The sequence below is a fragment of the Sphingomonas sp. DG1-23 genome, assembly GCF_030730875.1.
Lineage (GTDB): Bacteria > Pseudomonadota > Alphaproteobacteria > Sphingomonadales > Sphingomonadaceae > Sphingomonas.
Genome location: NZ_JAVAMA010000003.1, coordinates 333,737 through 347,177, shown reverse-complemented (window position 1 = coordinate 347,177; position 13,441 = coordinate 333,737). Strand labels below are relative to the sequence as shown.

Here is a 13,441-nt window from a genome sequence, read left to right as displayed (position 1 = left end):
ATCCATACCCCTGCATGTTGAGCGCCTGAATCGATGATCACCGTGTTTCTGGCGTTCGCCTCGCTTGTGAGTGTTTCGGCGGGGACGGATGTTCGGCCACCAGTCACGTCGCCGAAGCCTGAACGCAGCGCTTCGGCGGCAACCGTGCAGGTTGCCGACTGGATCGCCGCATCGGGAGATAATCGCTCGCTGCCGTACATCATCGTCGACAAGACGGGTGCTGCCCTGTTTCTGTTCGATGCGAAAGGGAAGCCGCTCGGCGAGGCGCCGGTGCTGCTCGGGGTGGCCATCGGGGATGACGCGAGCCCCGGCATCGGCAGCAAGAACCTTGCCGAGATCGGCCCCGCGGAGAAAACCACGCCCGCGGGGCGCTTTCTCGCGAAATTTGGATTGGCGGCCGGAAAGGAGCGGGTGCTCTGGGTCGATTATGCCACTTCCGTAGCGCTTCACCCGATCCCGACGAGCGCCACCAAAAAGGAGCGGCGGCGCCAGCGCATGCTCTCGCCCACGCCCGACGACAACCGCATCACCTTTGGGTGCATCAACGTGCCCGCAGCCTTCTACAGCAAGACCGTGCGTCCGCTTTTCCGCAAGAAAGGCGGATATGTGTACGTGCTGCCCGACACCAAGCCGCTCGAGGTGGTATTCCCCCGCTTGCGGGTTCAGGCTTTAAGAAACGGCGGCGCTAGCTAGGCAGGGAAGGAACGCCTTCGGCCCGCAGAACCGGCGCCAGCGTATCGAGCACCATCAGTCCGTAATCGCCCGGTTGCGCGGGACCGAGCGCGGAGCGGCCGTCGCCGATGATCGTTATCCAGGTCTTGGCGGGCGAGCAGTCGGCGGCCGGGCAGTCTGCGCGACCAGTCAATAGTCGACATAATAATCCTTCGGGAATTTCTCTCCCGCGAAGGCCTTCTTTGCCGTCCAATGGAGGGCAGGTACCGTCCAATAGTCGTCGGCAGGCGAAAGTCCCAGGGCGATCAGGCTCTCGGAGACGATGTACATGCTGCCGGCATTGGAATATATGTCGCCGAGGCTGGGCTGGTGGCCGGCGAAGCCGATCGTCAAATACCCATTCTTGTCGAAATTCGACGGGTTGTTGAAAATGGCTCTTTGCGCCGCGAGGGTCGCCGCGCGGACCTGTCCCGTCGGAAGCGATTTGGGAAGCCGCTTGCGCCACGCCAGCAGGCCGAGCGGCTGAAACACTGCCGTCCGATAGGTCAGGGAACGACCGATCGGCGCGTAGCCCCCGTCGGGACCGACCAGTCGCTCCAGATGCTCGCCATAGCGCTGCATTCTTCTATAGGCCTGGTCGAGCAGTTCCTGGGCGCGCAGATTGTTGAACCTGGCCCCCGTGGCGACCAGGACCTCGAGGATCTCCACCAGCATCGGGTGGATGACGTACGACCCGTAATGATCGAAATGGAACCGCGGGCCGTCGGCATACCAGCCGTCCCCGGCATACCATTCGTTGATCTTGCGGACCGCAAGATCGATCCGCATCGGGTCCCATTCCTCGCCGATCGACAGCAGGAACGCTTCGTTCATTGCGGCGAAGAGCAGCCAGTTGGTGTAGGGAGGCGATACGCGGCGCAGCCCCTTTATCTCGGCGATCACCCGGCGTTTCGTCGCGGTGTCGAGCGGCTCCCAGAGCTGCTTCGGGGCGCGGATCAGGGCGTTGGTGAAATAGGCGGAATCGACGAGCGGCTGGCCTTCGCTCCGCCAGAGCAGATAATCGGGGCTGCCCGGGTCGACCGAATGGGCATAGCTGGCCAGCGCCTGCTGACGCAGCGTCGCGCGCAGCCGGCCTTCGGGACTGGCGTCATCGGGCAAAGCAAGCCACGGCGCGATGCCCGAGATCAGGCGACCGAACGCCTCGAGATAGCCGACCTTGGGGTTGCGGCCGTCCCATGTCTGACTGAGTTCGGGCTGCCATGTCGCCTGGAGCCTGCCCTGCGCCATCGGCGCGAGGATCGGACTGGCCATCTTCGCGAGCAGATCGACCATGTAGCGACGATCCGCGCTGCCGTCGGAAGCACCGGCGCCGCGGCGCGTGGCGGCCCGTGCAGGCGTGCTTATGGTGGCGAGCGTGCCCGCACCAAGCGCGGAGGCGAGGAAATTGCGGCGTTCCATGGGTCTATCCGAAGCTGGAGGGGCAGGGACTAGTTCGATGCAGTGAAGTCTACCGGTTCGGCGGCGACGAGGCGGTCCCACGATGCGCGATCGCCGACGCGGTCCTGGCCGAGATTCCAGCCCGACCCCGAATAATAGACGAACGGCTTGCCCGGCTGGACCTTGAGCAGGACGAGGTAATTGTCGGCATCCTGCCGAATTTCGACGATCATCTTCGGATCGACGCGCAACCCGATCATCATCCGGCCATGGTGCGGATCGTCGGGGCCCCACCAGGCGAGCAGGCCGCGCGCGCGATCCATGGTCAGTTCCCCGCCGTCGCCGGTGGTGCGCTTGCCGATGCCGACGCCGACGATCAGCGGGCCCGGTCTGTCCGATCGCAGCGTCGAGACCATGCGCGTGAAGTGCGTGCCGAGCGGCAGCGTGAACCGGCGCGTCTCCCAGACCTTCCGCGCGACATCGACGGGCCAGGGGGCATAATCGACTTCGAAATCGACAATCTTGGGGCCGTTCTGCAGGATCCGGTAGCTGCGGTAATTGCGCGAGGTCCACAGCTTGTTGTCGTGCCAGATGCCGAGCCCGCCGGCGCCGCGGGTGGTGCCCACATTGTAGAAGTCCAGACCTTCGCCATGATAGGCATGCTGATCGCCGGTGCGGAGCTGGCGGTCGGCATAGGGCCAGACGACATTCTTTCCCCAGCTGTCGATCCCCGATCCCGAAGGCGGCTCCGCCTTTTCGAGAGCGTGCGCGTAGATACGGTGCGCGGTCCGGTCATTCTCCCAGAGCAGATCGTCATAGCGATAGTCCGCCAGCACGACGGTCGCGCGCGGCGCCCGGTCCGGCGGAGGCGGCAACGGACTGACGACTGGCGGCAATGCCGGTTCGCGCGGGGCATCCTGCGCGAGGCCGGCGCCGGCGAGCAGCGTGGCGCCCGCCGCGAGGAAGAGGCGGGCGATCACCGCAGATCTCCCGCCGATGCCGGCTTCGCCTTGTCCGCACCGGTGCCGTCGCCGGCGAACGGGGAGAGGCGGAACGCGTACCGCAGCGGCTTCAGCGCGATGCGGTATTGCGGCAACGGCCGTCCACCCTTGTCCCACGCATTGTCGCCGCCAACGCCCGACTGGACCGCGTCGACCATCAGCGAGACTTCCTGCCGGGGCACGATGTCGGTCGAGCGGCGGGTGCCGGGCGGACGGCGCGACAGGTCGTCATAGGGGAAGGCGAGGGCGTTCATCGACAGCGGCGCCTCGCCCGACACGCGCAGACCGCCGACTCCGGTCTGCAGCAATTCCATCCATCGGACGTCGACCTTGTTGCCGGTTTCCTGGGGACGCATGTAATCGTGGTTCTGGCCGGCGATCGGGCCGCGCCAGAGCCCGAGCGGCGCGCCGGTCTTGCGGTCCTGATAGCTCTCGTGCGGCCCCCGGCCATACCATTCGAGCGTATCGATCCGCGACGGCATGGTGAACGCCATGCCGACGCGCAGCGGATCGGGGAGGTCCGCCTTGAGCGGCGCGAAACTGCCTTCGACCCGAACGGTCCCGTCGCCGGCCATGCGATAGCGCGAAACGAAGCTCGCCGTGTCGCCTCCCACCGTGTAGCGGACGGTGACTTCCGCGCCGCCGGAGCCGAGATTGCGCGTCTCGATGGCCTGCACGACGCGGTCTTCGGAAGCGCGCTTCCAGACGCCATGGCTCCGCTCGACGCCCGTCCCGATGTCGTTGTCGGTCAATGCCCGGTAGAAGTTCGGTACGCCGCCTGCGAGCAGCACGCGTCCGTCGACGGCGTAGCGATCGATGAGGCCCGTCTTGCGATCCAGCACCAGATCCGTGCTGCCGGCGGCGAGGCGGACCTTTCCGTTGCTGTCCACGATCGCGACTTTGCCGGGAGCATCGGCGTCGCTGCCCGGGGCCCGCCCGAGCTCGAACTGCTCCCATCCGATCACCGTGCCGGCGTCGACGGCTGGCACCGTCCCCGCTTTCGCGAGGGCGGAAACGGTCAGCACATATTCCTTGCCCGGCTTGCGCGAGACCGCGGGCAGCGACAGCTGCACGGTTTCGCGGCTTCGCGCCCCGGTGTGCAGCGCGGGCAGGGCACCGCTCGCAACCGAAGTGCCGTCCTCGAGCAGTTCGAAGCGAAAATCGTAGCCGGACAGGTCGGTGAAGTCGTGGCGATTGATCACGGTCAGTGCGCCGCTCGCCGCGTCGAAATTCGCGAACTGGATCGGCGCATAGACCTTGCGCAACTCGAAGAGATGCGGGTTAGGGGTGCGATCCGGCTGCATCAGGCCGTCGCCGAACTCGACGTCGCCGCCGGGGTTCGGGCCATATTCGCCGCCCGTGCCCCAATATCGCCGCCCGTCCGGAGTATAGCGGTACATCGACTGGTCGACCCAATCCCAGATGAAGCCGCCCTGCAGCTTTTCGGGGTGCGCATATATCGCGTCCCAATATTCCTTGAGGTTGCCGCCCGAATTGCCCTGCATATGGGCATATTCGCACTGGATCAGCGGCTGTCGGAACGACCAGTTCTCGGCATAGTCGACCATCCGCGCGACGCTGTCGTACATCGGCGCATAGATGTCGGCATAATCGTTGGGCCGGTGGTCGGGCACGTCGGGGAAGGTGCCCCAGCCGAGATAGCTCAGCAGCCTGCCCGGATCGCGCCCCTTCGCCGCAGCGGCCGCCTTGTTGAAACTGGGCCCGATTCCGGCCTCGTTCCCCAGCGACCAGAAGAGGATCGAAGGATGGTTCTTGTCGCGCTCGACCATGTTGGTGACGCGGCTGACATGCGCGCCTTCCCAGGCCGGGTCGAAGCCGATCTGATATTTGCCGCGGACTTCCGGATGCTTGTTGGCCCAGTCCATATAGCCGTGGCTCTCGATATTGGCCTCGTCCATGACGTAGAGGCCGTATCTGTCCGCGAGCTCGTACAGGCGCGGGTCGTTCGGATAGTGCGAGGTGCGCAGCGCATTGATGTTGCTGCGCTTCATCAACTGGATGTCGCGCTCCATCGATTCCGGCGAGATGACGTGGAAGGTCTCTGGGTCGTGCTCGTGCCGGTTGACTCCGCGAATGGTGATCGGCTTGCCGTTGACCGTCACGAGCCCGTTCTTCATCTCGACGGTGCGGAAGCCGATACGGCTATAGGTCGACTGGAGGATCCGCCCTTCTGCGTCGTACAATTCGACCAGCAGCATATAGAGGTTGGGCGTCTCGGCGGTCCATGCCTTGACCTGTTTCACATCGCCGCGAAGCGTCACCGTGCGCTCCGCGTCTCCGGCTGGCACCGTCTGGGACAGCTCGACGATCTTGCGGTCGCCATCGAGCAGGATCGCGCGTGCGGTGGTCGCAGCAGCGCCGGGCGTCACGGCGACGTCGACCGCCAACCTGCCGTCGCGATAGGTCTCGTCGAGACCGGCATGGACGAAGAAGTCGCGCACCCGCGTCTTCGGCGCTGCCATCAGGAAGACCTCGCGCTCGATTCCCGAGACGCGCCAGAAATCCTGATCCTCGAGATAGGAACCGTCGGACCAGCGGAAGATCTGGATCGCCACCGTGTTCCGACCCGGATGCAGGAACCGCGTGACGTCGAATTCCGAAGGAAGCTTGGAATCCTCCGAATAGCCGACCTTCTCCCCATTGACCCAGACATAATATGCCGATCCCGCCGCGCCGATGTGCAGGACCACGTCGGAACCGTTCCAGTCCGCCGGCACGTCCACGTCGCGACGATACGAGCCGACGGGATTGGCGGCATGCGGAATGAGCGGGCGGTTCGCGGGGAACGGGTAGGTGATGTTGTTGTAGCGCGGCTGGTCGTATCCCTCGGTCTGCCAATCCGCGGGTACCTTGATCTCCTTCCATCCCGAGACGTCGAAGGACGGCTTCTCGAAGCCGGTCGGCAGCCGGTCCGCATCGGGAGAAAACGTGAATCGCCATGGCCCGTTCAGCGACAGGAACCGCGCAGATTTGGTGCGGTGGCCCGCCAAGGCTTTCTCGCGAGTTTCGAAGGGGAAGCCGGTCGCGCGCGCAGGCAGCTTGTTGGTGGCGTAGACTGCGGGGTTCTCCCAGTCGGGCCGTTCCGGCGAGACCTGCGGCTGAAGCAGCGGTGCCGGATCCTGTGCGAGGAGCGCGCAGGGTGCGCCAGCCAGGAGCACGGCCGTGAGTCCGCGAAGTGATCGCATAAATCCTCTCCCCCCCGCCGGTTCAAGCCGGATCGACTAGCGTCTTCAATGGTGATACGGGTGCGTAGCTTCCGGAGATTAGTATGACAAGTCCAGTCGATGCCGCGCAAAAGCGTGGCGATCCGGCCGAAGAGACCGGCAAGACCGGATCGCTCACCGACGATCTGTTCGCGAAGTTCGAGGCACGCATCCGCTCGGGGGAATGGCGCGCGGGCTCGCGGCTTCCCTCGCAGAAGGAAATCGCGCTCTCGGAGAATGTCAGCCGGACGGTCGTGCGCGAGGCCGTGGCCCGGCTTTCCGCGCATGGCCTGACGGTGTCGCGCCAGGGAGCCGGCGTCTTCGTCGCCGAGACCGCCGAATATCGCGCCTTCCAGATCACGCGCGACGAACTCCACGAGCTCTCCGACGTCATCAAGCTCCTCGAGATGCGCCTCGCCGTGGAAACCGAAATGGCCGGACTCGCCGCCGCGCGACGTACCACCGCCGATATCGGTGCGATCCGCGAGGCGCTCGAGCACATGATCGCCGTCGGCAACGATCCGATGGCATCCGCGGAGGCCGACAGCGCCTTTCATCTCGCGATCGCGCGCGCCACGCAGAACGAATATTATGTGCGCTTCGTGGAGTTTCTGGGGCTGCGCCTCGTGCCCTCGCGGACCCTCTACCTCGGCGACAAGCCGGAAGAGGTGCACCAATCCTATGCGGCCAAGGTCCTCGCAGAGCATGACGCCATCGTCGACGCGATCGTCCGGATGGATTCGGCGCGGGCGCGCGAGGCTGCGCGGCAGCACATGCACGAGAGCCTCACGCGCCACTCGACCTTGAGCGCGTCGTTGCGGATGCGGGGGCCTCTGCCCGCCGGCCGGGTTTCGGACTGAAGGGTTCGCCCAGCCGCGCGTCTCGCTGCCGGCTGTTGTCATATCATTCGGGTGCGCATGCGGATTGCCGATGCGTGTTGCCAGTGCCCGAAAAGCGGGTTTTCTGCGGGTTTTCCTTGGCACTATACCGCCCCGGCCGGAGGAATTGTCTGGCAATTGACGTGGCGCCGACAACTTGTCATATAACTCCGGCACGCACGGCTAACCGTGAACGTGATGGGGAGAGGTAAAATGGCAAAGAACGCTCTTTCGTGCGCCGTCTCGGCTGGCGCGCTCGCTATCATGCTCGCCGGCGCGCCCGCCGTTGCGCAGACCGCGGAGCCGGTCGCTGCGACGGCGCAGGACGCTTCCGCGGACGCGCCGCAGGAGGAGGCCGGTAGCGCAGACGAGATCGTCGTCACCGGTTTCCGCGGCAGCCTCAACAAGGCGATCGAACTCAAGCGCGAATCGATCGGTTTCCGGGATTCCATCGTCGCCGAGGACATTGGCAAATTCCCCGAGGCGAACGTCGCAGACTCGCTACAGCGTATTCCCGGCGTGATCCTGTCGCGTGACGGCGCGTCCAACGAAGGTCAGCGCATCAGCATCCGCGGGCTCGGTTCGGAATTCACTGTCACGACGATCAATGGCGCGCCGGTCCGCACGACCTCGGCGACGAACGTCGGCGGCTCGAGCCGCGACTTCAATTACGACGTCTTCCCTTCGGAGCTGTTCGGCCGGGTCGATGTGTACAAGACGCCGCAGGCCAATCTCGAGGAGGGCGGCATCGGCGGCAATGTCGACCTGCAGACGCCGCGCCCGTTCGACAGCGAGGGCCGGGTAATCCGCTACACCGCGCAGGCCAATTACAACACCCAGTCGAAGCAATGGCGCCCGCGCGGCTCGCTGCTGCTCAGCGACACCTGGGGCAATTTCGGCGCTCTGTTCGGCGTGGCCTATGCGCAGAACGTCAACGAACGTTCGGGCTTCCAGTCGACCGGCGGCGGGACCAGCGGCTATAATTCTTCGGCGCTCGGCCGCCGACCCTATTATGCGCCGGCACCGGCGGCCAATACGAGCGGCCCATTCAATTTCGAGCTGAACCTCGACAGCCCGCTCGCCAATTTCAGCGGTCTCACCCGAGCGCAAATCGAGAACGCCTATCTGCCGCGCTTCTACCGCGTCTTCGCCTCGAACAACGAGCGCGAGCGCCTCGGCTTCGTCGGGTCGCTCCAGTACAAGAGCGACCGGTTCGAAGCGAGCATCGACGGCATCTATTCCGACCTGACCGACCAGACCGACGAGTTCACCTTCGGCGTACCGGTGCGCAACTCGCGGACCGTTGCGGGCAGCACCTCGGCCCCGGGCACCGGCACCAATTCGGGCCTGATCCCGCTCGACGTGCATCTCGACCAGTATAATAACCTGTACGGCACGTTCGGGAATACGAGCCTTTTGACCGAGAGCTTCTATCGGGATTCGCACACCAAGTTCAAATACGGCATCGTCCGCGCCGCTTATGACGTCACCGACACGATGAAGCTTTCGGCCCAGGCCAATCTGAGCGAGAGCACCGCGGTCTATTCCGAAAACCGGATCGTTTCGAACATCTACGGCATCACCACGACCTTCGATCCTTCGGACAACATCACCTATCCGACGATCAGTTCACCCGTCGACTTCACCAATCCCGCCAATTATCGCGCACCGTCGCTCGGCTTCGCGATCAACGACGAGTTCGACAGGGAAAAGACCGCCCGCGCCGTGCTCGACTGGAAACCGGTCGACACCGGTGACCAGATGCTCGCGCTCAAGCTGGGTGGCAGCTATGTGTCGACCACCAAGCGGGTTCAGCGCCAGGACGGCAGCAGCATCGCCGCGACCCGTGCCATACCGCAGGGCGGCACCTTCGCCAGCAATCCCACGGGCGTGTTCGCCAACATGGACCCGTACGTGCAGTTCGGTGCGCTGGCGAATGGCGGAAACTCAGGATACCCGTCGCAGTTCGCGACCTTCTCGCGCGAATTCGTGATGGATGTGCTCGACGCGAACGCCGCTAACCGCGCCGCCACCCCGGCGCTCAACCAGGCCTTTACCGCCGAGGAAATCGTCAAGTCCGCCTTTTTCGAGACCAGCTTCAAGATTCCGGTCGGCGGCCATGCCCTGCGCGGCAATTTCGGCATCCGCTTCTCGGACACCAAGACGCAGATCCACAATTACCAGACTGCCCCGGGCGGCGGGTTCGTTCCGGCTGAGCGCGAGGGCGGCTATACCAACCTTCTCCCCTCGGCCAGCCTGGCCTTCGATATCACGCCGAAGCTGGTGCTGCGCGGATCCGCCGGCCAGACGATCACGCGCGGTTCGCTCGCGACCATCGCGGCCGGCACGCGGGTGCCGAACATCTTCAACCCCGCGGTCACGGTCGGCAATCCCGACTTGCGGCCGCAACTCGCGACCACCTTCGACGCGGCGCTCGAATGGTATTTCGCCCCCGGCGGGCTGGTCAGCGGCGGCGTGTTCCAGAAGAACATCGTCGATCGTCCCTTCTCGGTAGTCGAGCGCGTGCCGTTCGGCACGCTGGGGCTGCCATCGAACCTGTTCAATTGCTCCTCGCTGGGGTCCGGTGCCTGCCCGCCCGCGCTCGGCGGCAGCACGATCGACCCGAATTTCCTGTTCGATCGCACGATCACGGTGAACCAGAACGAACTGAAGCTGAAGGGCCTCGAATTGGCCTATCAGCAGAACTTCACGTTCCTGCCCAAGCCGTTCGACGGTCTCGGCATCACCAGCAGCTTCACGCTCATCGACCAGGAGGGCGACGATTTCGTGCTGCGGAACGGAGACCGCATCGCGATGCAGGGTGTGCCGGACTATACCTACAGCGTCACCGCATTCTACGAGAAGGGACCGTTCTCGATCCGCGGCTCCTATAATTACCGCGCGAAGACGGGGCAGAATTCGACGAATACCGGCAACGACCAGGTCCCCTATCTCGCGCCGCAGGGATTCCTCGACGGCACCGTCAGCTACAAGATCAACGATCTTTTCGAACTCCGCGTGGACGCGCTGAACATCACCAACGAGAATGTCTACTTCTACTACGAGAACCCGACCCAGCCTGACGGCAACGGGCTGAGCCGCCGCGACAATTCGTTCTTCAACGGAACGACGATCTCCTTCGGCATCCGCGGCAGATTCTAGTTCCTCCCTGGGGGCGCTTGTCGCGCAGGCGCCCCCTTCTTTCATCATCCGCGTCGCGGCCGGGACACGGCCGGCGCGCCTCCTCGGCGCAAAATCCGGAGAACGGCAGAATGAAGCATTTCGCGCTGGCATCGGCATTGTTGATCGCGGCCCCATCCATGGCGCTGGCACAGGGACCGACGGCGGCGAAGCCCGCTGCATCGGCAATGGAGGCCGCCATAAAGCTCGCCGACTGGCAGCTCGGCCAGATGCACGGCGGCACCGTGTCGCGCGCCACCGGGGAGACGCGCAATCCCCGCGCCTGGGAGCAGGCGGTGTTCTGGGTGGGCATGACCGCCCTCGCCGATGCGGGCGCCCCGCCGCGCATCCGCCAGGCGCTCCTCGACATGGGCGCCGCCAATCGCTGGCTCCCGGGCGAGAAGCCCTATTTTGCGGACGATCACGCCATTGCCCAATCCTATCTCTGGGCGGCCCGCAACGGTGCCGGCGAAGCCGCTCGGGCGCCGGCCCGGCGCACCTTCGATCGCGTGATCAACGCGCCGGCGACGGCTTCGCTCGCTTTCTACATCCCGCCCGAAGGCTATGGCGCGGCCGAATGCCTGAAGCGCTGGTGCTGGTGCGACGCACTGTTCATGGCCCCGCCGGCCTTTCTCGAAATGTCGCTCCAGACCGGCGATGCCCGCTACCGGGACTTCGCGATGCGCGAATTCTGGGCGACCACCGATTTTCTCTTCGATCCGGTCGAGCGCCTATATTATCGCGACAGCCGTTTCTTCGAGCGGCGCGATGGGAAGGGCCGCAAGGAATTCTGGAGCCGCGGCAATGGCTGGGTGTTCGCGGGGATGGCACGTGCCATCCCATTGCTCGAAAAGGACGGCGCTGACCGGCATCGCATGGAGGGATTGTTCCTCCAGATGGCCGCGCGGCTCAAGGCGCTGCAGAAGCCCGACGGCTATTGGGCGCCCTCACTGCTCGCTCCCGAGGACTCGCCGCCCGAGACCAGCGGCACCGCCTTCTACACCTATGGCCTGGCATGGGGGATCAACGCCGGCCTGTTGCCGCGCGCCGATTACGAGCCCGCGGTGCGCCGGGGTTGGGCCGCGCTCGGGCGCGCGATCCAGCCGGACGGGCGGCTCGGCTATGTCCAGCAGGTGAGCGACCGGCCCGAGAAGGTCGAGCCCGCCGACACTCAATATTACGGAGTCGGCGCGTTCCTGCTCGCAGCGACGCAGATGGCCGTCCTCGACAAGCGTCCGCAGTGACGGACGGAGCCGTGACCTTGTACCGGACGACTTACTACGCGGCGCATCCGGAAGCGATGAACGGCGCCTCGAACGCGGATTTGCGCGATCGCCATCTCGTTACCGATCTCTTCCGCCCGGCAGAGATCGTGCTGACCTATTCGCATGGCGAGCGGTTCGTGATCGGGGGTGCGGTTCCGGGAAAGGAAGTACTTCGGCTTCCGGACCAGGTCGAGCCCGCGAGCGCTGCCGGACATCCGTTGCTCGAACGGCGCGAATTGAGCGTCGTGAACATCGGCGACGGCGACGGACTGGTTCAGGTCGATGGCCAGTCCATCCGGCTCGCCAAATACGAAGCCCTGTACGTGCCGATGGGAGCGCGCGAGGTCAGCTTCTCCGGAGACGGATCGCGCTTCTATCTATTGTCGGTGCCGGCGCACGCCGCATTCCCGCTCCGCAAGATCACCGCGGCCGATATCGAGCCGATGGAGCGCGGCAGTCGCGAGGCGTCGAACGCGCGGACGATCTACCAGCTCATCTTGCCGCACACCTGCCAGAGCGCGTCGCTGTGCCTCGGCCTGACCCGGCTCGAGCCGGGCTGCGTGTGGAATACCATGCCGCCGCACGTCCATGAGCGGCGCTCGGAGATCTACCTCTATTTCGAGCTCGGTGGCGACGACCGCGTCTTCCATTATATGGGCCGTCCCGATAATCTGCGCCACATCGTGGTGGAGAACGAGCAGGTCGTCATCTCCCCGCCCTGGTCGGTCCATATGGGGGCGGGGACCCGCAACTACGCCTTCATCTGGGCGATGGCCGGCGAGAATCTCGACTATAACGACATGGACGTCCTCGACGTCTGTCAGCTCCGCTAGCGTGGAGCGTGTTACAATGCGGCCCGCCGGAAAATCGTGCCGATGAAGTCGAGGAAGATCCGCAGGCGGGGAGAAAGCTCCTTGCGCTGCGGATAAAGGGCGGACAGCGGCGTCGGCGAGGGCGGTTGATGCGCCAGCACCTCCACCAGCGTTCCTGCCGCCAGTTCTCCGGCGAAGCGATAGCGCGGCGCCTGGACGAGCCCGAAGCCTCTGCGTGCCAGATCCGCCGTCGTGTCCGAATGATTGGCGCAGACGCGCATCGGAAGCCGCAGCGTTCGCAACTGGCCATCGACGGTGAATTCCAGCGGGAGGACATCGCCGGTCAAAGACGACCAGAACCCCACCATCAAATGACCTTCGAGGTCGTCGACGGATCGAGGAATGCCATGCCGGGCGAGATATTCGGGGCTCGCGACCGTAGCCTCGTGCAGCGTGCCCAGCCGGCGTAGCATCAGCCCGCTATCGGCGGGTTCGCCGACGCGGATCGCACAATCCACGCCTTCGCGGACGAGATCGACCAGCCGGTCGGTCTGGCCGATCTGCAGCTGGAGGCGCGGGTAGCGGCTGAGGAATGCGGGCAATTCGGGAAGGAGGAAGGTCCGGGTGAGCAGTCCGGGCGCGTCGATCCGCAAAAGACCGTGCGGTTCGCTGTCCCTGAGCACGGCTTCGGCCTCGTCGAGCTCGGCGAGGATGCGCACGCATCGTTCGTAATAGAGCTGGCCGTCGATCGTGGCTGCGACATGCCGCGTCGTCCGATCGAGCAGCCGCGCGCCCAACCGCGCCTCGAGTTGCCGGATCGCCTCGGTTGCGGAGGAGCGCGGAATGCCGAGATCGCTTGCCGCGCCGGTGAAGCTGCCACGTTCGACGACGCGGGTGAACAGTCGGAGCGCGTGGAGGTGATCCATCCGCTATTGTTCGCGCGAGCCGAACATAGTTGTCAAATCAAGCCGG

General features: G+C 65.1%; 9 protein-coding genes. 5 read left to right on the top strand and 4 right to left on the bottom strand.

Annotated elements, in window-relative coordinates; all coding sequences use genetic code 11:
• Window positions 1-33 precede the first annotated feature (33 nt).
• Complete coding sequence (locus Q9Q95_RS07245; protein WP_306095436.1) at window positions 34-693, top strand: hypothetical protein; 660 nt, start codon at window positions 34-36, stop codon at window positions 691-693.
• Window positions 694-861: 168 nt separating this feature from the next.
• On the opposite strand, the gene Q9Q95_RS07240 is transcribed toward Q9Q95_RS07245, so the two are convergent.
• The 3 genes from Q9Q95_RS07240 to Q9Q95_RS07230 are packed head-to-tail and all read right to left on the bottom strand — an operon-like array spanning window position 862 to window position 6,316.
• Window positions 862-2,130: a DUF2264 domain-containing protein gene (locus Q9Q95_RS07240; protein ID WP_306095434.1), complete on the bottom strand. Its 1,269-nt coding sequence runs from the start codon at window positions 2,128-2,130 to the stop codon at window positions 862-864.
• A 29-nt stretch (window positions 2,131-2,159) separates the two neighbouring features.
• Window positions 2,160-3,089: a DUF4861 family protein gene (locus Q9Q95_RS07235; protein WP_306095432.1), complete on the bottom strand. Its 930-nt coding sequence runs from the start codon at window positions 3,087-3,089 to the stop codon at window positions 2,160-2,162.
• Window positions 3,086-6,316, bottom strand: a complete 3,231-nt coding sequence (locus Q9Q95_RS07230) for a glycoside hydrolase family 2 TIM barrel-domain containing protein (protein WP_306095430.1) — start codon at window positions 6,314-6,316, stop codon at window positions 3,086-3,088. The genes Q9Q95_RS07235 and Q9Q95_RS07230 overlap by 4 nt, the downstream gene beginning before the upstream one ends.
• Before the next feature lie 83 nt (window positions 6,317-6,399).
• Here Q9Q95_RS07230 and Q9Q95_RS07225 point away from each other — a divergent pair, with 83 nt between their 5' ends.
• From Q9Q95_RS07225 to kduI, 4 genes are all read left to right on the top strand, one after another.
• A complete protein-coding gene (locus tag Q9Q95_RS07225) occupies window positions 6,400-7,194 on the top strand; it encodes a FadR/GntR family transcriptional regulator (protein ID WP_306095429.1) in 795 nt (264 codons plus the stop codon).
• Between the two features lie 231 nt (window positions 7,195-7,425).
• A complete protein-coding gene (locus Q9Q95_RS07220; RefSeq protein ID WP_306095428.1) occupies window positions 7,426-10,374 on the top strand; it encodes a TonB-dependent receptor in 2,949 nt (982 codons plus the stop codon).
• 110 nt (window positions 10,375-10,484) lie between these two features.
• Window positions 10,485-11,636, top strand: coding sequence for a glycoside hydrolase family 105 protein (locus Q9Q95_RS07215; RefSeq protein WP_306095427.1), 1,152 nt, complete (start codon window positions 10,485-10,487; stop codon window positions 11,634-11,636).
• Between the two features lie 17 nt (window positions 11,637-11,653).
• Window positions 11,654-12,490, top strand: coding sequence for a 5-dehydro-4-deoxy-D-glucuronate isomerase (gene kduI, locus Q9Q95_RS07210; RefSeq protein WP_306095588.1), 837 nt, complete (start codon window positions 11,654-11,656; stop codon window positions 12,488-12,490).
• A gap of 11 nt (window positions 12,491-12,501) precedes the next feature.
• Here kduI and Q9Q95_RS07205 read toward each other — a convergent pair whose 3' ends face one another.
• Entirely contained in the window at window positions 12,502-13,395 is an 894-nt protein-coding gene (locus Q9Q95_RS07205) for a LysR family transcriptional regulator (protein WP_306095426.1), read from the bottom strand.
• Window positions 13,396-13,441 lie beyond the last annotated feature (46 nt).

Coding starts and splice junctions, on each gene's coding strand:
- Q9Q95_RS07220 (WP_306095428.1), top strand. CDS start 7,426: ATGGCAAAGAACGCTCTTTCGTGCGCCGTCTCGGCTGGCGCGCTCGCT.
- Q9Q95_RS07215 (WP_306095427.1), top strand. CDS start 10,485: ATGAAGCATTTCGCGCTGGCATCGGCATTGTTGATCGCGGCCCCATCC.
- Q9Q95_RS07245 (WP_306095436.1), top strand. CDS start 34: ATGATCACCGTGTTTCTGGCGTTCGCCTCGCTTGTGAGTGTTTCGGCG.
- Q9Q95_RS07225 (WP_306095429.1), top strand. CDS start 6,400: ATGACAAGTCCAGTCGATGCCGCGCAAAAGCGTGGCGATCCGGCCGAA.
- Q9Q95_RS07230 (WP_306095430.1), bottom strand. CDS start 6,316: ATGCGATCACTTCGCGGACTCACGGCCGTGCTCCTGGCTGGCGCACCC.
- Q9Q95_RS07240 (WP_306095434.1), bottom strand. CDS start 2,130: ATGGAACGCCGCAATTTCCTCGCCTCCGCGCTTGGTGCGGGCACGCTC.
- Q9Q95_RS07205 (WP_306095426.1), bottom strand. CDS start 13,395: ATGGATCACCTCCACGCGCTCCGACTGTTCACCCGCGTCGTCGAACGT.